Source organism: Kitasatospora sp. NRRL B-11411, assembly GCF_000721345.1.
GTDB lineage: Bacteria > Actinomycetota > Actinomycetes > Streptomycetales > Streptomycetaceae > Kitasatospora > Kitasatospora cineracea.
Genome location: NZ_JOGH01000020.1, coordinates 43,950 through 65,775 on the forward strand (window position 1 = coordinate 43,950; position 21,826 = coordinate 65,775).

At 73.5% G+C, this 21,826-nt stretch carries 15 protein-coding genes and 1 other RNA gene; 14 read left to right on the top strand and 2 right to left on the bottom strand.

From position 1 onward, the window contains the following. Nucleotides 1–16 precede the first annotated feature (16 nt). The 7 genes from IH44_RS0112700 to IH44_RS0112725 all read left to right on the top strand — a co-directional run bounded on the left by IH44_RS0112700 (nucleotide 17) and on the right by IH44_RS0112725 (nucleotide 9,723). Nucleotides 17–1,282, top strand: coding sequence for an alpha/beta hydrolase family protein (locus tag IH44_RS0112700; RefSeq protein ID WP_081966862.1), 1,266 nt, complete (start codon nucleotides 17–19; stop codon nucleotides 1,280–1,282). A 136-nt stretch (nucleotides 1,283–1,418) separates the two neighbouring features. Then, nucleotides 1,419–1,797, top strand: a transfer-messenger RNA (tmRNA) gene (gene ssrA, locus IH44_RS43645). Between the two features lie 186 nt (nucleotides 1,798–1,983). Further along, nucleotides 1,984–3,351, top strand: coding sequence for a NarK/NasA family nitrate transporter (locus IH44_RS0112705; protein WP_030459607.1), 1,368 nt, complete (start codon nucleotides 1,984–1,986; stop codon nucleotides 3,349–3,351). 209 nt (nucleotides 3,352–3,560) lie between these two features. Beyond that, on the top strand, nucleotides 3,561–4,769 hold the full coding sequence (locus IH44_RS0112710; RefSeq protein ID WP_030459608.1) for a uroporphyrinogen-III synthase: 1,209 nt from the start codon (nucleotides 3,561–3,563) through the stop codon (nucleotides 4,767–4,769). 141 nt (nucleotides 4,770–4,910) lie between these two features. Beyond that, complete coding sequence (locus tag IH44_RS0112715; RefSeq protein ID WP_030459609.1) at nucleotides 4,911–7,211, top strand: UvrD-helicase domain-containing protein; 2,301 nt, start codon at nucleotides 4,911–4,913, stop codon at nucleotides 7,209–7,211. Nucleotides 7,212–7,536: 325 nt separating this feature from the next. Continuing rightward, nucleotides 7,537–9,012 carry an NAD-dependent malic enzyme gene (locus IH44_RS0112720; protein ID WP_030459610.1) on the top strand — a complete coding sequence of 492 codons (1,476 nt, stop codon included), beginning with the start codon at nucleotides 7,537–7,539 and terminating at the stop codon, nucleotides 9,010–9,012. Between the two features lie 429 nt (nucleotides 9,013–9,441). Further along, on the top strand, nucleotides 9,442–9,723 hold the full coding sequence (locus IH44_RS0112725; RefSeq protein ID WP_030459611.1) for an HU family DNA-binding protein: 282 nt from the start codon (nucleotides 9,442–9,444) through the stop codon (nucleotides 9,721–9,723). A 75-nt stretch (nucleotides 9,724–9,798) separates the two neighbouring features. Here the strand turns inward: IH44_RS0112725 and murA are convergent, their stop codons facing one another. After that, nucleotides 9,799–11,154, bottom strand: a complete 1,356-nt coding sequence (gene murA, locus IH44_RS0112730) for a UDP-N-acetylglucosamine 1-carboxyvinyltransferase (protein ID WP_030459612.1) — start codon at nucleotides 11,152–11,154, stop codon at nucleotides 9,799–9,801. 239 nt (nucleotides 11,155–11,393) lie between these two features. Between murA and IH44_RS0112735 the strand changes: the two genes are divergently transcribed. The 6 genes from IH44_RS0112735 (at nucleotide 11,394) to IH44_RS0112760 (ending at nucleotide 18,681) form a co-directional block, all read left to right on the top strand. Continuing rightward, nucleotides 11,394–11,975 carry a YqgE/AlgH family protein gene (locus IH44_RS0112735; protein ID WP_030459613.1) on the top strand — a complete coding sequence of 194 codons (582 nt, stop codon included), beginning with the start codon at nucleotides 11,394–11,396 and terminating at the stop codon, nucleotides 11,973–11,975. 59 nt (nucleotides 11,976–12,034) lie between these two features. Next, complete coding sequence (locus tag IH44_RS0112740; protein WP_030459614.1) at nucleotides 12,035–12,310, top strand: DUF3039 domain-containing protein; 276 nt, start codon at nucleotides 12,035–12,037, stop codon at nucleotides 12,308–12,310. 73 nt (nucleotides 12,311–12,383) lie between these two features. Next, nucleotides 12,384–14,147, top strand: coding sequence for a beta-N-acetylhexosaminidase (locus IH44_RS40975; RefSeq protein WP_035954887.1), 1,764 nt, complete (start codon nucleotides 12,384–12,386; stop codon nucleotides 14,145–14,147). Nucleotides 14,148–14,384: 237 nt separating this feature from the next. Then, entirely contained in the window at nucleotides 14,385–15,281 is an 897-nt protein-coding gene (locus tag IH44_RS0112750) for a xanthine dehydrogenase family protein subunit M (protein WP_030459616.1), read from the top strand. After that, a complete protein-coding gene (locus IH44_RS44190) occupies nucleotides 15,278–16,363 on the top strand; it encodes a (2Fe-2S)-binding protein (protein ID WP_369794941.1) in 1,086 nt (361 codons plus the stop codon). The genes IH44_RS0112750 and IH44_RS44190 overlap by 4 nt, the downstream gene beginning before the upstream one ends. After that, nucleotides 16,360–18,681: a xanthine dehydrogenase family protein molybdopterin-binding subunit gene (locus IH44_RS0112760; protein ID WP_030459618.1), complete on the top strand. Its 2,322-nt coding sequence runs from the start codon at nucleotides 16,360–16,362 to the stop codon at nucleotides 18,679–18,681. The genes IH44_RS44190 and IH44_RS0112760 overlap by 4 nt, the downstream gene beginning before the upstream one ends. A gap of 45 nt (nucleotides 18,682–18,726) precedes the next feature. Here the strand turns inward: IH44_RS0112760 and IH44_RS0112765 are convergent, their stop codons facing one another. Beyond that, nucleotides 18,727–20,196, bottom strand: coding sequence for a hypothetical protein (locus tag IH44_RS0112765; RefSeq protein ID WP_030459619.1), 1,470 nt, complete (start codon nucleotides 20,194–20,196; stop codon nucleotides 18,727–18,729). 224 nt (nucleotides 20,197–20,420) lie between these two features. Between IH44_RS0112765 and IH44_RS0112770 the strand changes: the two genes are divergently transcribed. Then, nucleotides 20,421–21,767 carry a S8 family serine peptidase gene (locus IH44_RS0112770; protein WP_030459620.1) on the top strand — a complete coding sequence of 449 codons (1,347 nt, stop codon included), beginning with the start codon at nucleotides 20,421–20,423 and terminating at the stop codon, nucleotides 21,765–21,767. Nucleotides 21,768–21,826 lie beyond the last annotated feature (59 nt).

Sequence of the window (21,826 nt, forward strand, 5' to 3'; positions counted from 1 at the left end):
TCCGTATCATCTGCGGGTGGACATCTCGCTGTTGAGCGGCTGGTTGCCGTGGACCTTCCGGATACTGGCCGTCGTCGCGGTGGTCGGGACCCTGTTCCGGCTCAGCCCGTTCTGGCTCCGCCGCAGACTGCCCTGGGTGGTCGGCGGATCGCTGGCCGGCACCGGCCTGATAGCCCTGCTGGTGTCGCTGTTCGGCGACGTCCAGGACCCGCTGCCGTTCGGCCTCTGGTTCTGGGTCTGCTGCGCCCTGCTGGGCCTGGGCGGCCTGGCCGCCGGCATCCGGCGGGCCCGCTGGTGGAACCTGGTCGCCGTCCCGGTGGCGCTCGGGATGTCCCTGCTGTGCGCCGCCAACTCGATCAACATCTCCACCGGTTACTACCCGAACGTGAACGCGGCGTTCGGCGACCTGACGGACGCCCCGGTGCCGCAGCAGATGACGCTGGAGGAGGCGCTGGCCACCGTCGGCCGGTCCAACGCGGGCCGGGTGGTCGCGGTGGACATCCCCGCCGAGCCGAGCGGCTTCAAGCACCGCCGCGAACTGGTCTACCTGCCGCCGGCCTGGTTCCGCAGCAAGGTCCGGCCCAAGCTGCCGGTGGTGGAGATGATCGGCGGCCAGTTCGCCGCGCCCGACAACTGGATCCGGGCCGGCGGGGCGATCAGCACCGCCGACGCGTACGCCGCCGCGCACAACGGCTACGCCCCGATCCTGGTGATGGTGGACGCCACCGGGAACTTCAAGACCGACACCGAGTGCGTCAACGGCAAGCCCGGCAACGCCGAGGACCACCTGGTCAAGGACGTCCCGCCGTACATCGCCAAGACCTTCGGCTCCGCCTCCGGCCCGCACTCCTGGGCGGTGGCCGGCTGGTCGATGGGCGGCACCTGCGCGGTGGACCTGGCCGTGCTGCACCCCGACGTGTTCGGCCACTTCGTCGACATCTCCGGCGACACCGGCCCCAACCTCGGCGGCAAGCAGACCACCATCAACGACCTGTACGGCGGGAACGCCGCCGCCTGGGACGCGCACGACCCGGTGACCGTCCTCGGCCGGGCCAAGAAGGACGCCTACCGGGGCTCCGGCGGCTACTTCCTGGTCGGCGACGAGGAGGGCGGCAAGCACCTGGAGAGCGCCCAGATCCTGGACCGGGCCGCCCGGGAGGCCGGCCTGGAGACCAAGGTCGAGGTCCACCCCGGCAAGCACGACTGGCAGTTCGGCACCGCGAGCTTCAAGCTGGCGCTGCCCTGGCTGGCCCAGCGGACCGGCCTGCCCGGCGCGAACTGACCTCGGGCGGCCCCGGTCCGGGACCGGGGCCGCCCCCGGGCATCAATGCGCTGGACCCTTGACGCGCCGGTTGAGTACTATGGCAGCGCACCACCCGGAGGGCCCCGCCCGCCGGAGCTGTTTCTCAAAAAAACATGGGGATGATCGGTTTCGACAGTGACAGTCGAAACAGGAGAAGCGAGCCGAGGAACGCGGCAATGATCTCGTTAACCATCTGTCGCAAAAAAATAATCGCCAACTCTAAGCGCGATTCCCAGCAGTTCGCTCTCGCAGCCTGATCTGCGAAAGTGAATGGGTGTCAGCCCGGGGCGTTCCCGACCCGGATCCTGGCATAATCTAGGGAACTCAACCTTCCACCCCGGTCGCGGGGGTGGCGGGGAAACCAAACAGTGACTGGGCCTGTTGGCGGCTTGTCCGCGTGACCGCCAGGGCCGAGAAACTCACAGCGGACTGCGCTCGGAGAAGTCCTGAATCCACTTCACTGGACCCGGGTTCGATTCCCGGCATCTCCACCACCCCATGTGCACCGCAGAGCCGCCCCCGTTCACCGGAGGGCGGCTCTCGTGCGTCCCGGGCCCTCACACGCCGCCCCCGGGCCGGGTGAGCGGACGGTACCGCGCCCTTCACACCGCACAACGAGTCCGAAATCGTGGGTTCCTAGCGTCATGCCCAAGGACAACGGAACGCGAAGGAGCAGCCCCATGGACGGCACCACCACGCGCGGCAGGACGGGCGGCCGCTGGATCCAGCAGTGGGACCCGGAGGACACCGCGTTCTGGGCGGCCACCGGCCGCCGCACCGCCCGCCGCAACCTCGCCTTCTCGGTGCTCTCCGAACACATCGGCTTCTCGATCTGGAGCCTGTGGTCGGTGATGGTGCTCTTCATGGGCAAGGAGTACGGCATCGACCCGGCCGGCAAGTTCTTCCTGGTGGCGATGCCCACCCTGGTCGGCGCCTTCGTCCGGATCCCCTACACCGTGGCGGTCGCCCGGTTCGGCGGCCGGAACTGGACGGTGGTCTCCGCGCTGCTGCTGCTCCTGCCCGCCCTGGCCGCCTGGTACGTGATGCACCCCGGCACCTCGTACACCACCTTCATGCTGGTCGCGGCGCTCACCGGGTTCGGCGGCGGCAACTTCGCCTCCTCGATGACCAACATCAACGCCTTCTACCCGGCCCGGCACAAGGGCTGGGCGCTCGGCCTGAACGCCGGCGGTGGCAACATCGGGGTGCCGGTGATCCAGCTGGTCTCGCTCGGCGTGATCGCCTGGGCCGGAGCCGGCCACCCGCGGCTGGTGCTCGGCGTCTACCTGCCGCTGATCGTGGTCGCCGCGCTGTGCGCCGCCCTGTTCATGGACAACCTCGCCCCGATGCGCTCCGACACCGGCGCGCTGGCCGCCGTCGTCAAGGAGAAGCACACCTGGCTGATGTCGGTGCTGTACATCGGCACCTTCGGCTCCTTCATCGGCTTCTCCTTCGCCTTCGGCCTGGTGCTGCAGAACCAGTTCGGCCGCACCCCGCTGCAGGCCGCCCAACTCACCTTCCTCGGCCCGCTGCTGGGCTCGGTGATCCGCCCGCTCGGCGGCAAGCTCGCCGACCGGTACGGCGGCGCCCGGATCACGCTGTGGAACTTCGCCGCGATGGCCGCCGCCGCGAGCGCGGTCACCTACGCCTCGTCGATCCGCTCGCTGCCGGTCTTCCTCACCGGCTTCGTCGCCCTGTTCGTGCTCGCCGGGCTCGGCAACGGCTCCACCTACAAGATGATCCCCGGCATCTTCGACGCCAAGGCCCAGGACCGGATCGCCGCCGGGGCCGCCGCCGAGGAGGCCGCCGCCTGGTCGCGCCGGATGTCCGGCGCCGCGATCGGCGTGATCGGCGCGGTCGGCGCCCTCGGCGGGCTCTTCATCAACCTCGCCTTCCGGGAGTCCTTCCTGATCGCCAAGTCCGGCACCCCCGCCTTCGTCTCCTTCCTCGCCGCCTACGCCGTCTGCTCCGCCCTCACCTGGGCGGTCTACCTGCGCCGCCCCGCCGCCGGGGCCGCCACCGAAACCCCCGCCCTCACCCGGGTCTGACCGGGCGTCACACTCCCGGAAGCACCCCGCAAGCACCCCGCAAGCACCCCCTCGGAAGCCCCCGGACCGCCCCGACCTGCCGCGAAACACGCCGGTAATCGGGGCGACCCGGGGGTGACACCGCGACCGGACACGATTGATCACCCACCCGACCGCCGCCCCGTCCCTCGCCAGGACACCCCGGGCCGCGCAGCTAAGGACCACACCGCATGGCCGACCCGACCCGATGCCAGCCGGCCGAACCGGCGCCCACCGATGCCGAGCCCACCGAAGCCGCGACCGCCGCCGCCGAGCCCACCGAAGCTGCCGGGCCCGCCGAGGCCGGCCCGCTGGCCGGCTGGACCGTCGGCATCACCGCCGCCCGCCGCGCCGACGAACTCGCCGCCCTGCTGCAGCGCCGCGGCGCGGACGTGCTGCGCGCCCCCGCCCTGCGGATCGTCCCGCTCGCCGACGACGGCGAGCTCCACACCGCCACCCGCGCCCTGATCGCCGACCCGCCCGACCTGGCCGTCGCCACCACCGGCATCGGCTTCCGCGGCTGGCTGGAGGCCGCCGACGGCTGGGACCTCGGCGACGACCTGCGCGCCGCCCTCGGCCGCGCCGCCGTGCTGGCCCGCGGCCCCAAGGCCAAGGGCGCGATCCGCGCCGCCGGGCTGCGCGAGTCCTTCTCCGCCGCCACCGAGTCCTCCGCCGAGGTCCTCTCCCACCTGCTCGACCAGGGCGTCGACGGCCGCCGGATCGCCGTCCAGCTGCACGGCGCCCCGCTGCCCGGCTTCGTCGAGTCGCTGCGCGCCGCCGGCGCCGACGTGGTCGAGGTGCCGGTCTACCGCTGGCTGCCGCCCGCCGACCCCGGCCCGCTCGACCGCCTCCTCGACGCGGCCTGCACCGGCGCGGTCGACGCCGTCACCTTCACCTCCGCGCCCGCCGCGATCAGCCTGCTGGAGCGGGCCGCCGAGCGCGGCCGCACCGAGGAGCTGCTGCACGCCCTGCGCCGCGACGTCCTGGCGGTCTGCGTCGGCCCGGTCACCGCCGCGCCCCTGGACGCGCTGGACGTCCCCACCGTCTGGCCCGAGCGGATGCGGCTGGGCGCGATGGTGCAGACCCTCACCGCCGCCCTCCCGGCCCGCTCCCGCCCGCTCCCGGTGGCCGGCCACACCCTGGAACTGCGCGGCCGGGCCGCCCTGGTCGACGGCCTGCTGCGCCCCGTCCCGCCGGCCGGCATGGCCCTGCTGCGCACCCTGGCCCACCGCCCCGGCTGGGTCGTCCCGCGCGCCGACCTGCTCCGCGCGCTGCCCGGCAGCGGCGACGACGAGCACGCCGTGGAGTCCGCGATGGCCCGGCTGCGCCAGTCGCTCGGCGCCCCCGGCCTGATCACCACCGTGGTCAAGCGCGGCTACCGGCTCTCGCTCGACCACTGAGCGGAGCCACCGGGCGGAGCCGCCGGGCGGGGCCGCCGAGCGGGGTCCGGGCGTTCGGCGGGGCCCCCGTCTACCGGAGAGGAGGCCGGTTCCCTGTAAGATCTTCCGTCCGCCTTTTTCTCCGCACCTTTGGGGGGCTCCTTGGGCGCGCACGGCTCCGCCGAGCACCGATCCGACACCGTCCGCGACCGCGAGATCGCGGGGGAGCAACGGCATCTCGACACCGTCTACCGGCGGTTGGAGGAGAAGCTGGCCGAGGCGGAGTACATCCTGGAGGACGCCGCCAAACGGGTGCAGGTCGGCACCCCCGGCGCGCTCGCCGAGCGGGACGCCCAGGTGTACCGGGCCGGTGCCCACCTGCAGCGGTTGAACAACGAGTTCGAGGACTTCCTGTTCGGCCGGATCGACCTCCAGCAGGCCGACGCGCCGGAGGAGCACGGGATCCCGTCCCAGACTCCGCTGGACCCGGCCGACCCGGCCGTCGCCGAGAGCCTGCACATCGGCCGGCTGGGCGTGCTGGACGCCGAGTTCGGCCCGCTGGTGATCGACTGGCGGGCCCCGGCCGCCGCGCCGTTCTACCGGGCGACGCCGCTGGAGCCGGGCCGGGTGATCCGGCGCCGGGTGATCCGGTCGAAGGGCCGGAAGGTGATCGGCGTCGAGGACGACCTGCTCCGCCCCGACCTGGCGCCGACCCTGGACGGCGAGGAGCTGGCCGTGGTCGGCGACGGCGCGCTGATGGCGACGCTGGGCCGGGCCCGCGGCCACTCGATGCGCGACATCGTCTCCTCCATCCAGAAGGAGCAGGACGAGGTGATCCGGGCCGCCGCCGCGGGCGCCACCCTGGTCACCGGCGGCCCCGGCACCGGCAAGACCGCGGTGGCCCTGCACCGGGCCGCGTTCCTGCTCTACCAGGACCGCCGCCGGTACGCGGGCGGCATCCTGGTGGTCAGCCCGACCGCGCTGCTGGTCTCGTACACCGAGGGCGTGCTGCCCTCGCTGGGCGAGGAGGGCCAGGTGGCGATCCGCGCGGTCGGCAGCCTGGTGGACGGGATCGAGGCGTCCCGCTACGACAGCCCGGAGGTGTCCCGGATCAAGGGCTCGGCGCGGATGGTGCAGCTGCTGCGCCGGGCCGCCCGGGCGGCCCTGGAGCTGGGCGCGCCGACCGAGCTGAAGGTGTTCGCCCGCGGCCGGGCGCTGCGGCTGGACGCGGGCCGGCTGAAGGCGGTGCGCGGCAACGTGGTGGGCGGCGGCGGCACGCCGTTGAACCTGCTGCGCCCGCGGGCCCGCCGCCTGCTGCTGGACGCGCTCTGGTCGGAGGCGGTCCGCGACCTGCCGAAGCCCACCAGCCACGCGGAGCGCGAGCAGCGCCAGGAGGAGCGCGAGTCCTTCGACGAGTACGTGTCCGACGAGGCCCCGTTCCTGGCCTTCCTGGACGCCTGGTGGCCCGCCGTCACCCCGCGCCGGGTGCTGGCCACCCTCAAGCAGCACCGGCACACCAACCGGATCGCCCGCCGCGCGGTCACCCCGGAGGAGTCCCGGCTGCTCGCCGCGTCCTGGCGGCACCTGGACGAGCGCGGCGCGGGCGACCTGTCCGCGCACGACGTGGCGCTGGTGGACGAGCTGCAGGTGCTGCTCGGCGAGCCGGCCCGCCCGAAGGTGCGCGAGGTGGACGCGGTCGACATGCTGACCGGCCTGGACGAGGTCACCACGTACGGCGAGCGGATGTACCGCCAGCGCGAGCGCGAGCGCGTTCCGGAGGAGCGGCGCGAGTACGCGCACGTGATCGTCGACGAGGCGCAGGACCTCACGCCGATGCAGTGGCGGATGATCGGCCGCCGCTCCCGGATGGCGACCTGGACGATCGTCGGCGACCCGGCGCAGTCCTCCTGGCCGTTCCCGCAGGAGGCGCAGGCGGCGATGGACGAGGTGCTGGCGGGCAAGCCGCGCCGCCGGCACACGCTGACCGTGAACTACCGCAACCCGGCGGAGATCGCCGAGGTGGCGGCGAAGGTGCTGGAGCTGGCCGCCCCGGGCACCCCGTCGCCGAGCGCGGTGCGGGCCACCGGCGCGCACCCGCGGTTCGCGGCGGTCCGCGAGCCGGACGCGGCGGCGTTCGGCGCGGCGGCCCGGGCCGAGCTGGAGCGGCTGCTGGGCGAGGTGGACGGCACGGTGGCGGTGGTGGTCCCGATGGACCGCCGGGCCGAGGCGGCCACCTGGACCGCGGGCCTGGGCGAGCGGGTGGTGGCGCTGGGCAGCCTGGAGGCCAAGGGCCTGGAGTACGACGCCACGGTGGTGGCCGACCCGACCGGCATCGCGGGCGAGTCGGAGGCGGGCCTGCGGGTGCTGTACGTGGCGCTGACCCGGGCCACCCAGCGGCTGACGGTGCTCTCCGGCCCGGACGACCTGCCGGACGCCGCGGGCGTCCCGGCGCTGCTGAAGTAGCCGGAGCAGCACGAAGGCCCCCCACCCGGAGGTGGGGGGCCTTCGCCACGTTGAACACCGACCCGCCATGCTCGCCTCGCGGCAAGTGGTCCCTCGAAGGGACGAAGGTTGGGCCCGGGGGCTTGGATCGAGCCGGTGCCGTTCCAATGTAACGCATCCGCGCCGACGGGCAAGGAGGTGCTGCTCCGGACCGGGCGCTTTGTGGGGTCCGCACACTCAATGCACGTTATTTCTGGCAAGCCCTTGGTCGGTGCGACCATCGAGGTCTAGCATGCCGAGCGGCATGGAACTTCAACAGTTTGTTGATTCAGGAAGAAGGACGTCGATGGCGACGGTGCCCAGTGTCTCGAACTCGATCACGGTCCGGTTGGAGGTCCCGGCCACCGGCAACGCGGTGAGCTCGATCACCACCGCGGTGGAGTCCTCCGGCGGTTCGGTCACCGGTCTCGACGTCACGGCCTCCGGCCTGGAGGCGCTGCGCATCGACGTCACCGTGGCGGCGTCCTCGGTGGCGCACGGCCAGGAGATCGTCGAGAAGCTCCGCACCATCGACGGCGTGAGCATCGGCAAGGTCTCCGACCGCACCTTCCTGATGCACCTCGGCGGCAAGATCGAGATGTCCTCGAAGCTGCCGATCCGCAACCGCGACGACCTGAGCATGATCTACACCCCCGGCGTGGCCCGGGTCTGCATGGCGATCGCCGAGAACCCGGAGGACGCCCGCCGGCTGACCATCAAGCGCAACAGCGTCGCGGTGGTCACCGACGGCTCCGCGGTGCTGGGCCTGGGCAACATCGGCCCGAAGGCCGCGCTGCCGGTGATGGAGGGCAAGGCGGCGCTGTTCAAGCGGTTCGCGGGCATCGACGCCTGGCCGCTGTGCCTGGACACCCAGGACGCCGACGAGATCGTGGCGATCGTCAAGGCGATCGCGCCGGGCTTCGCGGGCATCAACCTGGAGGACATCTCGGCGCCGCGCTGCTTCGAGATCGAGGCCCGGCTGCGCGAGGCGCTGGACATCCCGGTCTTCCACGACGACCAGCACGGCACCGCGATCGTGGTGCTGGCCGCGCTGACCAACGCGCTCAAGGTGGTCGGCAAGGAGATCGGCGAGATCCGGGTCGTGATGAGCGGCGCCGGCGCCGCGGGCACCGCGATCCTCAAGCTGCTGATGGCCGCGGGCGTCGCGCACGCCACCGTGGCGGACGTCCGCGGCGTGGTCCACCAGGGCCGCGAGGACCTGAACGACAGCCTGCGCTGGATCGCCGAGAACACCAACCGCTCCGGCCGCACCGGCACCCTCAAGGAGGCGGTGGCCGACGCCGACGTGTTCATCGGCGTCTCCGCCCCGAACGTGCTGGACGGCGACGACCTGGCCACCATGGCCAAGGACGCGATCGTCTTCGCGCTGGCCAACCCCGACCCGGAGGTCGACCCGGCGGTGGCCCGGCAGACCGCCGCGGTGGTCGCCACCGGCCGCAGCGACTTCCCCAACCAGATCAACAACGTGCTGGTCTTCCCGGGCGTCTTCCGCGGCCTGCTGGACGCGCAGAGCGCCAGCGTGGACACCGAGATGATGCTGGCCGCCGCCCGGGCGCTGGCCACCACCGTCACCGACGACGAGCTGAACCCGAACTACATCATCCCCAGCGTCTTCCACCCGGGCGTGGCCAAGACCGTCGCGGCCGCCGTCCGGGACGCCGCGGTGGCCGCCCGCGGCGACGCCGAGCCGGCCCCCGAGACCCCCACCCCGGGCATCGTCGGGACGCTCGACACCGGTGCTTTCCCGGCCGTTCAGCTCTGAGCTCCGCCCCGTCCGGCGTCCCCGCGTCCGGCGGGGGCGCCCGAGCCCTTGCGACACAAGGGCAAGGGGCGTGTTTGGGCTTGTCGGTGCCAGGGCGTACGGTAGCCCTGCGACGGGGAGGCGTGTCCGACAAGTACGGTACGTCCCCAGTTGCGTCACGGCGTGTCGTCCCGGCCGCCGCCCGTTCCGGCCGTGCCGGAGCCGACGGAGCGTCACACCTCCGTCGGGTGGGCGCTGTTCGGGTCAACCACGCCGGTTCCCGATTGGCTTTCTCAGTGCCGGTCGGGGCAGGATTCGTACCCAGGCGGGCAGTTTGCGGCGCTTCGCGGTGCGAGCCCGGCCCCTGACCACCCCTCGCCTGAACGAACACCGTCGCGCGGACCGGCCATGCCTCCGTGCACGGCAGAGCAACAGACCACAGGAGTACACATGAACCGCAGTGAGCTGGTGGCCGCGCTGGCCGAGCGCGCCGAGGTGACCCGCAAGGACGCCGACGCCGTGCTGGCCGCCTTCGCCGAGATCACCGGCGAGGTCGTCGCCAAGGGCGACGAGAAGGTCACCATCCCCGGTTTCCTGACCTTCGAGCGCACCCTGCGCGCCGCCCGCACCGCCCGCAACCCGCAGACCGGCGAGCCGATCCAGATCGCCGAGGGCTACAGCGTCAAGGTGAGCGCCGGCTCGAAGCTGAAGGAAGCCGCGAAGGGCAAGTGACCCCCCGCAGCTGAACGCACCGGTGGCCCGGACCCCCTCGGGGGTCCGGGCCACCGGCTTTCCCGCGCGCCGCGCTCAGGCGGTCAGCAGGACCTCGGACACCTCGGAGCCCGAGGGCAGCTCGATGTGCGCGCCCAGGTCGCGCAGCTTGTCCATGAAGTTCTCGTAGCCGCGGTTGATCAGGTCGATGCCGTGCACCGTGGAGGTGCCCTCGGCGGCCAGCGCCGCGATCAGGTACGAGAAGCCGCCGCGCAGGTCGGGGATGACCAGCTCGCCGCCCATCAGCTTGGACGGGCCGGAGACCACCGCGGAGTGCTTGAAGTTGCGCGCCCCGAACCGGCACGGGGTGCCGCCCAGGCACTCGCTGTACAGCTGGATGTGCGCGCCCATCTGGTTCAGCGCCCCGGTGAAGCCCAGCCGCGACTCGTACACCGTCTCGTGCACGATCGACAGGCCGGTGGCCTGGGTCAGCGCCACCACCAGCGGCTGCTGCCAGTCGGTCTGGAAGCCCGGGTGCACGTCGGTCTCCAGGGCGATCGCCTTGAGCTCGCCGCCCGGGTGCCAGAACCGGATGCCCGCGTCGTCGATCTCGTAGGCGCCGCCGACCTTCCGGAAGGTGTTCAGGAAGGTCATCATCGGGATCTGCTCGGCGCCCCGGACGTAGATGTCGCCCTTGGTGGCCAGCGCCGCGCACGCCCAGGAGGCCGCCTCCAGGCGGTCCGGCAGCGCCCGGTGGGTGTAGCCGTCCAGCTCGTCCACACCGGTCACCAGGATGGTGCGGTCGGTGCCCAGCGAGATGATCGCGCCCATCTTCTGCAGCACGCAGATCAGGTCGACGATCTCCGGCTCGATCGCGGCGTTGCGCAGCTCGGTGACGCCCTCGGCGAGCACCGCGGTCAGCAGCACCTGCTCGGTCGCGCCGACCGACGGGTAGGGCAGCTCGATCTTGGTGCCGCGCAGTCGCTGGGCGGCCACCAGGTAGGTGCCCTGCGGGTGCTTCTCGATGGTCGCGCCGAACTGGCGCAGCACCTCGAAGTGGAAGTCGACCGGCCGGCCGCCGATGTCGCAGCCGCCGAGGCCCGGGATGAACGCGTGCCCGAGCCGGTGCAGCAGCGGACCGCAGAACAGGATCGGGATCCGCGAGGAGCCGGCGTGCGCGTCGATGTCCGCGACGTTGGCGGACTCCACGTGCGACGGGTCGAGGATCAGCTCGCCGTCCTCGTCGCCGGTGCGGACGGTGACCCCGTGCAGCTGCAGCAGGCCGCGGACGACCTTGACGTCCCGGATGTCCGGGACGTTGCGCAGTCTGCTGGGGCCCTGGCCGAGCAGCGCGGCGACCATGGCCTTGGGGACCAGGTTCTTGGCGCCGCGGATCTGGATCTCGCCTTCGAGCGGGTTTCCGCCGTGGACCAGCAGGACGTCGTCGGTCATCGTTCTCGCAATCCGGGTGCGCAGGAGGTTTTCGGCTGCGGAGTTGGGGGAAGGGCCCTTCACCACCACTAGATGGTAGGGGGTGGGCGATTGGTTCCGGTGTGCCCTAATGGTGATCATGCTGTAGGGGGGACTCCACGGCACCGCCACTGGGCCGGACGGGTGGCCCGTCGAGGGCCGGTCCGGCGGCCCCGCGGAGCGGGTCGCCGGGTGTCCGGGGACGGCCGGTCGGGGGCATGATGTCAGACATGGAAGCGGCCCCCTCGCTCACCGGGCGACTGCTCGTGGCGACGCCCGTGCTGACCGACCCGAACTTCGCCAGGTCGGTGGTCCTGCTGCTCGACCACGACGCCCAGGGGGCGCTCGGGGTGGTGCTCAACCGGCCCACCCCGGTGGACGTGGCCGCCGTGCTGGACGGCTGGGCGCCGCTGGCGGGCGACCCGGCGGTGCTCTTCCAGGGCGGCCCGGTGGCCCTGGACTCCGCGCTGGCGGTGGCCGTCGTCCCCGGCGAGGAGCAGCACGGCGCCGACCCGCTCGGCTGGCGCCGGGTGCACGGCGCGATCGGCCTGGTCGACCTGGAGGCGCCGCCCGAGGTGCTGGCCGGGGTGCTCGGCGGGATGCGGGTGTTCGCCGGCTACTCGGGCTGGTCGCCCGGGCAGCTGGAGGAGGAGATCGCCGAGGGTGCCTGGCACCCGGTCGACTGCGAGGCGGGCGACGTCTCCTGCGCCGAGCCGGACCGGCTCTGGCGGGAGGTGCTGCGCCGCCAGCGCGGGCCGCTGGCGATGCTCGCCACCTACCCCGACGACCCGCTGCTGAACTGAGCCCGGAGCCCGCGCACGTGGTGGCCCGGTTCCGGGCGGCCCCCATAGACTTGGCACCCATGAGCACTCTTGAGCCCGAGCGCGGTCTCGGCACCGGCACCCTGGTCGAGCCCGTCCCGCAGACTTCGCACGGGGACGGCGACCACGAGCGCTTCGCCCACTACGTCCAGAAGGACAAGATCATGGAGAGCGCGCTCTCCGGGTCTCCCGTGGTGGCGCTGTGCGGCAAGGTCTGGGTGCCCGGGCGCGACCCGAAGAAGTACCCGGTCTGTCCGATGTGCAAGGAGATCTTCGACGGGCTGAACAACCCCGGCGGGGACGACAAGAAGGACTGACCGCGGACGACCTGCGCAGATACCTCCCGACTGGTCTATGCCAATCGGGGTGGTCCGGGGCAGGATGAGGCCCATGGACCTCATCCCTGCCCCGTCGCACGTCCAGGCCCGCACCGACGCCCCGCCCTTCGTCCTGCACGCCGGCTCCCGGATCGCCGCCGCCCCCGGCACCGGGGCCGCCGCCCGCCGGCTGCGCGCCGAGCTGTCCGCCGCCACCGGCTTCGACCTGGACCCGGCCGCCGCCGGGCAGGACGGCGACCTGGTGCTGGCGCTCGACCCGGAACTCGGCGCCGAGGAGTACCGGCTGAGCGCCGCGGCCGACGCCGTCCGGCTCACCGGCGGCAGCGCCGCGGGCCTGGCGCACGCCGCGCAGACCCTGCGCCAGCTGCTCGGCCCCGCCGCGTACCGCAGCGCCCCGCTGCCCGGCGCGAGCTGGACGGTGCCCGCGGTGGAGGTCCGCGACGCGCCCCGGTTCGGCTGGCGCGGCGCCATGCTGGACGTCTCCCGGCACTTCATGCCCAAGGCCGGCGTGCTGCGCTTCATCGACCAGCTCGCCGCGCACAAGCTCAACGTCCTGCACTTCCACCTGACCGACGACCAGGGCTGGCGGATCGAGGTCAAGCGCTACCCGAAGCTCACCGAGGTCGGCGGCTGGCGCGAGCGCTCGATGGTCGGCTACCGGGCCGGCAAGCGGCACGACGACCAGCCGCACGGCGGCTACTACACCCAGGACGACCTGCGCGAGATCGTCGCGTACGCGGCCGCCCGGCACATCACCGTCGTCCCCGAGGTCGACCTGCCCGGCCACAACCAGGCCGCCGTCGCCGCGTACCCCGAGCTCGGCAACACCGACGTGGTCGACACCGCCGCGCTCGGCACCTGGACCGACTGGGGCGTCAGCGAGAACATCCTGAACCCCTCCGAGGCCACCCTGCGGTTCTACGAGCACGTGCTGGAGGAGGTGCTGGAGATCTTCCCCTCCACCTTCGTGCACCTCGGCGGCGACGAGTGCCCCAAGGACCAGTGGAAGCGGTCCCCGGCCGCGCAGGCCCGGATCGCCGAACTCGGCCTCGAGGACGAGTTCGAGCTGCAGAGCCACATCATCCGGCACTTCGACCGCTGGCTGGCCGAGCGCGGCCGCCGGCTGATCGGCTGGGACGAGATCCTGGAGGGCGGGCTGGTCATTGCGGCCGAGCCGAAGGCTGCGCCGGGGCCGGAAGGGACGAGCGACAAGCGACCGAGGAACGAGGGAGCGCCGGAGCGAGGAACGCCGGCGCCGGGTCAGGAGCAGCCGGAGGCGAGGCCGCGGTCGCGTGCCGCCGTCTCCTCGTGGCGCGGTTACGACGGCGGGATCGCCGCCGCGAACGCCGGGCACGACGTGGTGATGTGCCCCGAGCAGCACGTGTACCTCGACCACCGGCAGGCCGACGGCGAGGACGAGCCGGTCCCGGTCGGCTGGGTGCGCACGCTGGAGGACGTCTACCGCTTCGAGCCCGTCCCGCCGCAGCTCGACGGGGACGCCGCCGCGCACGTCATCGGGACCCAGGCGAACATCTGGACCGAGTTCATGGACACCGGCCGGGACGTCGACTACAAGGCGTTCCCGCGGCTGGCCGCGTTCGCCGAGGTCGCCTGGTCCGACCTGCCGCGCGACCCGGCCGCGCGCGACTGGGCGGGCTTCGAGCGCCGGATGGCCGGCCACTACCCGCGGCTGGACGCGCTCGGCATCGAGTACCGACGCCCCGAGGGCCCGCTCCCCTGGCAGCGCAAGCCCGGCATCGTCGGCCGCCCGCTGGCCGGGCCGCCCGGACCGTCCGGCGAGAACACCGCCCCGTGAGCCCGCGGGCCCGGTGACGGAGAGTCAGGAGTAGGGAACTCCGGGCGAGGCCCGGTCGTCATGACCAGGTGAACAACCGATCACCCGGGACACGACCTGATCGCGGCCGCGTCCGGAGTTGTCCCGAGTTGTTCGGACCTGTCCGCCACCCGGGAAATGATCAGCGGTCTTTGTGTGCCAGAGTTGCCCAACCCGCACCGATCGCCCGTACCCTACGGGCGGCAGTCCGCACTGCAAATGGAGCACGGTGGGAACCTGGTGAACCGGACGATCATGTTGCCGGCCTCGGTGGACGAGGCGGTCGAAGCGCTGGCCGCGACCCCCGGGGCGGTGCCGGTGGCGGGCGCCACCGACCTGATGGAGGCCGTCAACGCCGGGCGGCTGCGGCCCGCCGCCCTGATCGGACTCGGCCGGATCACCGAACTGCGCGGCTGGCGCTACGAGGACGGCGGCACCGCCGTCCTCGGCGCCGGACTCACCCACGCCCGGATGGACCGCCCCGACTTCGCCGCCCTCATCCCCGCCCTCGCCGACGCCGCCCGCACCGCCGGACCCCCGCAGGTGCGCAACGTCGGCACCCTCGGCGGCAACGTCGCCACCGGCGACCCGGCCGGCGACACCCTCCCGGTGCTCGCCGCCCTCGAAGCCACCGCCACCCTCGCCCGGGCCGGCAGCGTCCGCGACGTGCCGATCAGCCACCTGCTCACCGGACTCGACCCGCTGCGCCCCGGCGAACTGCTCACCTGGGTGCGGGTCCCGCTGCTGCACGCCCCCCAGGTGTTCCTCAAGTCCACCGGCCGCAGCGGCCCGGCCCGCGCCGCCGCCTCCGTCGCCCTGGTCCTCGACCCCGCCCGGCGCGGCGTGCGCTGCGCCGTCGGCGCCGTCGCCCCCGTCCCGCTGCGGCCGCTGGAGGCCGAGAGCTGGGTGGCCGGCTGCATCGACTGGGACGCCCGCGGCGCCGAGGGCGCGGTCCTGATCGACCCCGCCGCGCTCGCCGCGTTCGGCGAGTACGTGGCCGGAGCGTGCGTCCCCGAGGGCGGGCCGCACGGAGAGGGGGCGGGCTCGGCAGCGACCCGCCTGCGGCGTACCGTGGCGGTGCTGGCCCGCCGGGCACTGGGAAGGGCGCTCAAGTGACGGACGAACTGCTGAACCACCCCGGGGCGCTCACCGGCGACGTGCGCCCCACCGCCTCGTACGCGCTGCGCGTCAACGGCGTCGAACGGCCCGTCACCGACGCCTGGATCGGCGAGAGCCTGCTGTACGTGCTGCGCGAGCGGCTCGGCCTGGCCGGCGCCAAGGACGGCTGCGAACAGGGCGAGTGCGGGGCCTGCTCGATCCAGGTCGACGGCCAGCTGGTCAACGGCTGCCTGGTGCCCGCCGCGCTCGCCGCCGACAGCGAGATCAACACCGTCGAGGGCCTGTCCGGCGCGGGCGGCGCCAGCGACGTCCAGCAGGCGCTCGCCGACTCCGGCGCCGTCCAGTGCGGCTACTGCACCCCCGGCCTCGCCATGGCCGTCCACGACCTGCTGCAGCGCAACCACCGCCCCGGCGAGGTCGAGGCCCGCCAGGCGCTCTGCGGCAACCTGTGCCGCTGCACCGGCTACCGCGGCGCGCTCGCCGCCGTCCAGGCCGTCGCCGACGCCCGCGAAGCCGCCCTGGAAGCCGAGCTCGAAGCCGCCGAACAGGCCGCCGCCGCAGGCCCGGCCGCCGAGCACGCCCCCCCGGCCGCCGCCGAACCGCCGCACCCCGACCCGGGCGGCGAACTCCCGCTGTACGCCGACTCCGAGATCTGGCACGAGGCCGACCAGCCGGCCCCGCCGCAGCCCCCCGTCGCGCAGGACGACGACACCCTGCGGGCCGGCGGCTACGCCTACCCGCCCACCCTGCCGCACGGCACCGCCGTCCCGGGCTCCTGGACCGGCACCGACGCCTACGCGGCCCCCGACGCCTACGCGGCCCCCGGCGGCTTCGCGGCCCCCGGCGGCTTCCCCGCTCCCGATGCCTTCGCCGCTCCCGACGCCTTCCCCGCGGGCGACGCCTTTGCCGCGGGCGGCACCGACCCGTTCGGCACCACCACGTACCACGACGCGGGCCCCTACGACGGCACCGTCTACGCCACCGACGGCTACGGCACCGACGGCTACGGCACCCCGTACCCCGGCCACGACGCCACCCCCGCCCACGGCATCCGCCTCCCCGAGGACGAGAACGCATGACCTCCGCCACCGAGCTCCCGGCGGCCGCCCCCGCGGACCACGAGACCGGCACCACCGGCCTCGGCACCTCCCCGCTGCGCACCGACGCCCTGCCCAAGGCCCTCGGCATCTACCCCTACGCCGCCGACCTGTGGGCCGAGGGGCTGCTCTGGGGCGCCGTGCTGCGCTCCCCGCACCCGCACGCCCGGATCGTCTCGGTCGACACCGCCCCCGCGCTCGCCGTCCCCGGCGTGCACGCCGTGGTCACCGCCGCCGACCTCCCCGGCGGACCGGACGGCACCCCGGACGGCGCCCCCGACGGACCGCTCGCCGCCGACCGCCCCGTGCTCGCCGCCGGCGTCGTGCGCCACCACGGCGAGGCCGTCGCCGCCGTCGCCGCCGACCACCCCGACACCGCCCGGCTGGCCGCCGCCGCGATCCTGGTCGAGTACGAGGTGCTGGAACCCGTCACCGACCCCGAGGCCGCCTTCCACGCCGCCCCGCTGCACCCCGACGGCAACCTGTTCCGGCACCTGCCGCTGCGCACCGGCGACCCCGACGCGGTCGGCGAGATCGTCGTCGAGGGCCTCTACCAGGTCGGCCGGCAGGACCCGGCCCCGATCGGCGCCGAGGCCGGCCTCGCCGTGCCCCGCCCCGACGGCGGCGTCGAACTGCACCTGTCCTCCACCGACCCGCACGGCGACCGCGACCGCACCGCCGCCCGCCTCGGCCTCGACCCCGACCGGGTCCGCCTGGTCGTCACCGGCGTCCCCGGCGCCACCGGCGACCGCGAGGACCTCTCCTTCCAAGTCACCCTCGCGCTGCTCGCGCTGCGCACCGGACGGCCGGTCAAGATGGCCCTCACCCGCGCCGAGTCCTTCCAGGCCCACAACACCCGGCACCCCGCCCTGCTGCGCTACCGCCACCACGCCGACGCCGAGGGCAGGCTGGTCAAGGTCGAGGCGCAGATCCTGCTCGACGGCGGCGCCTACGCCGACGTCTCCGCCGAGGCGCTGGCCGCCGCCGTCGCCTTCTCGGTCGGCCCCTACACCTGCCCCAACGTCTTCGTCGACGCCTGGGCGGTGCGCACCAACAACCCGCCGGCCGGCCGGATGCGCGGCGAGGGCGCCCTGCAGACCTGCTTCGCCTACGAGTCGCAGCTCGACCAGCTCGCCCGGCAGCTCGGCGTCGACCCGGTGGAGATCCGCCGCCGCAACGCCATGACCACCGGCGACCCGCTGCCCACCGGACAGGCCGTCACCTGCCCCGCCCCCGTCGAGGCCCTGCTCGACGCGCTCGACGCCTCCCCGCTGCCCGCCCTCCCGCTCGACGACCCGGAGGCCGACTGGCTGCTGCCCGGCGGCCCCGGCGGCGCGGGCGACCCCGCCGCGGTGCGGCGCGGCATCGGCTACGCCGTGGGCATGGTGCACATGCTCGGCGCCGAGGGCGAGGACGAGGTCGCCACCGCGACCGTCCGGGTCTCCGGCGACCACGCCACCGTGATCTGCGCGGCCGTCGACTCCGGCCAGGGCTTCGCCACCCTGGCCCGGCAGATCGTCCAGTCCGTGCTCGGCGTCAGCGAGGTGTACATCGCGCCCGTCGACTCCGACCAGTCCGCGGCCGGGCCCGCCGCCCGCAGCCGGCACACCTGGGTCTCCGGCGGCGCCGTCGAGCGGGCCGCGCTGATGGTCCGCCACCAGATGCTGCAGCCGATCGCCGCCGACTTCGGCATGTCCGTCGAACTGCTCACCATCACCGACGGGAAGATCACCTCGTATGACGGCGTGCTCGGCATGCCGGTCAGCGAGGCCCTGGAGGGCCGCGAGCTCTGGGCCACCGCCCAGTGCCGGCCGCACCCCACCGAGCCGCTCGACCCCGAGACCGGGCAGGGCGACGCCTTCGTCTCCATCGCGTTCTGCGCGATGCGCGCCGTCGTGGACGTCGACATCGAACTCGGCGCCGTCCGGGTCGTCGACGTCACCGTCGCCCAAGAGGTCGGCCGGGCCCTCAACCCCCGGCAGATCGAGGACCGGATCGAGGGCGCCGTCGCCCAGGGCGTCGGACTCGCCCTGCTGGAGAACCTGCGCACCGAGGGCGGCGTCCCCGTCAACGCCTCGCTCACCGGCTACCGGCTCCCCACCGCGCTCGACACCCCCGACGTCCGGATCGCCGCCCTGCTGGAGGAGCGCGACGTGGTCGCCCCGTTCGGCGCCAAGGCCGTCAGCGCGGTGCCCGCCGTGGTCGCGCCCGCCGCGGTCGCCGCCGCGGTCCGCGCCGCGACCGGGCTGCCGGTCGGACGGCTGCCGATCCTGCCGGAGGACGCCACGGTGCCGGCCTGACGCGGGCCTGCTCGGTTCGGTGGCCCCGCCCGTTCGGGCGGGGCTTCAGCGCTTCTGGTCGGTCTTGGACTTGGTCTTGCTCTTGGTCGCCGACGTCGCGGCGCGGACGTGCTCCGCCCAGGCCGTCTGGAACGCGTCGCCGCTCTGGCCGGTCGCCGCGGCCAGCTCCTCCGCGTACCCGCTTGGCTTGGCGTAGTGCGCGGCGACGAAGGCGAACACCTTGGCCTCCCCGTACGTCGCCGCCAGGTACCGCACCGCGTCGCCGCTCAGCGCGTAGTTCGCGGACCGGGCCTCGGCGGTGTCCGCGTAGAACTCGCCCTCCTCGCCCGGCAGCCGGCCGTCGAACTCCACCTCGCGCAGGTCGTCGGCCAACTCCTCGCGGGCCAGCGAGTCCTTGCCGCGCAGCGCCATGAACTCGGCGAAACCCTCCGCCACCCAGTCGTGCGGCTGCCCCTTGCCGGCGGCCGTCGGACGCTCCGACAGCAGCGTGGCGACGATCGCGTGCGCCATCTCGTGCCGGCCGATGTCCGTCACGCCCTCCTGCCAGTGCGAGCCGGTGAACCGGCTGTCGGTGGTGTCCATCACGATCCGGCTGCTGCCGACCGTCATCCCGTCCGCACCGCTGCGGCCCGGCGCGTCGGCCGCCACCACCGGCATGTTGACGCCGGCCTCCAGGCTGTCGTCCTGCTTCCCGTCGCCCTGGTACAGCTTGTTGTAGACCTCCCGGTTCTTCTCCAGCACCACGAAGAACCCCTGCGCGCCCCGCCGTTCGCCGACCGGCGCCGGCGCGAACTGCCGCCAGGCCGACAGGTCGTCCCCCGCGGCCCGGGCCAGCACGTCCACGTCCCGGTCCAGTTCGCCCTCCTGGCCCTTGTCCGCCATCGCCACCAGGTGGTCGCGCACCCGCACCGACAGGTCGTCGTACACGTCCCACGGCGCCGGGTAGTACCCCGTGTCCAGGCTCTTGCCCTGGTGGTCCTTCACCGCCCCGACCCCGGTTATCACCTCCGTGCCCGACCCCACCGGCAGCACCTGCCACCCGTACTCCTCGGCGATCGGCAGGTTGTCCACGTCCTTCACCTGGTGCACGAAGTCCACCCGCAACTGCCCGTTCAACGGCGACGTGGACACCTCCCAACGCGCCGTCTCCCACGGCACCTTGAGCAGGTTCCGGAACACCAGCCGCTGCCGGTCCTTCACCGCCCCCGCCGCGAACGGCCGGACGAACGCCTCCTCGTCCTTCGCCGCCAGCGCCCGCGTCAACCCGTCCGCGACCTTGCGCCAGTTCTCCTGCTCCACCACGTACGCGGGCGTCGTCGGCCGCTTCCGGTGCACCTGCAGGTACGCCGTCCCACCCACCGCGGCCGCCACCACCAGCAGCACCACCCCGATCCCCAGCCACGCCAGCACCCGCGCACCCCGCCGCGGCGGCTGCGGCGGGTACGGGTACGGGTACGGGTACGGCGGCCGGTACTGCTGATCCTGGTACTGCTGGTACGGCGGAGGCGGGTACACCGGCCCCGACTGCCCCGGAAACGACTGCTGCCCCGGCACCGGTCCACCGGACTGCGGCGGATGCGTCAAGAGACCCCCCTGGACGAACGACGCGCCATTCATAGCACAGCCCCCGACCCACCCCCACCAGCCCTTTCCCCACCAGCAGTGCGTGAACGATACGATCCCCCCGTCCCAGCCCCCACAACCCGGGCCGGGACACCGACCGGGGGGTGGGGACACGCATGACGCACAGCCGAATCACGCGAACACTGGGCACGGCCGCCCTGACCGCAGGCATCCTGCTCGGCACCCTGCCGACCGCGCCGGCGGCGTCGGCGGACCAGGTGCGGGACGGGCAGTGGGCGAACTCGTACTTCGGGCTGGACAAGGTGTGGTCGGTCAGCAAGGGCGACGGGGTGACCGTCGCGGTGATCGACACCGGGGTCAAGGCCAGTCACCCGGATCTGACCGGGTCGTTACTGCCGGGCTATGACCCGGGGGGCCAGGGCCGGGAGATCAAGCCGACCAGCGAGCACGGGACGGGCATGGCGAGTCTGATCGCCGGTCACGGGCACGGCAACGGCGAGGGCGTGGTCGGCCTCGCGCCCGGTGCCAAGATCCTGCCGATCTTCCACGGAGACGGCGGCTCCATGCCGAAGGGCATCAAGTGGGCAGTGGACCACGGTGCCAAGGTCATCAACATCTCCGAAGTCACGGACGCGGCAGAGCGGGACTCCTTCACCGAGGCGGTGGCCTACGCCCTTCAGCACAAGGTGCTGATCGTGGCGGGTGCGGGCAACGACGGAGGTCCGGTCCTCCCTCCGGCCAGTGTGCCCGGGGTGCTGGCCGTCGGCGCGGTCGACAAGAACCGGAAGGTCTGGCCCCAGTCGAACTCCGGCCCCCAACTCATGCTGACAGCGCCCGGCGTCGACGTGGTGATGGCTGGTACCGGCGGGCCAGGCTCCTGCACCTCGCAGTACTGCATGGCTGATGGAACTTCGGACTCCACCGCGTACGTCTCGGCCGCGGCGGCCCTGGTGTTCGCCAAATACCCTGACCTCACGCCGGGGCAGGCTGCCAATCGCCTGGTGAAGACCGCCGCGGCTCCCGCAGGTGTCTCCCAACTGCCGGACAGTCGCTACGGATACGGTGTCATCCGTCCCTACGAGGCACTGACCGCGAACATCCCGGCGGGCTCCGCACAAGGCCCGCTCGCAGCCGCCGCCGACACCGCAACCACGGACAGCACCGGCCAGGCCCCGGCCGACCACCGCTCCCCTTCGGCCGTGCAGGGCGTCCAACAGCCGTCGTCCGGCCTGTCGTTGCCACTGATCGCGGGCATCGGCGGCGGCGCGGTGGCACTCCTGATCGTGGTGATCGTCGTGGCGGCAGTGGCGAGCAGCCGGAAGCGCAGGCGGGCCCAACCGCTGCCCTACCAACCGGGCCCCGTCCCGCCGCCCCACACCGCCCCGCCGGGCTGGCCGCCCGCGCCGCCGCAGCAGTACGCGCAGCAACCGTACGGGCCGCCGCCGGGGTATCCGCAGCAGCAGGCGCCCTATCAGGGGCCTCACCAGGGCGGCGGTCGGTAGCCGAGGAAATGTAGTGGCCCTGCCACGGGAGGCCAGTGCCAGGGCGGGTGGCGGACGAT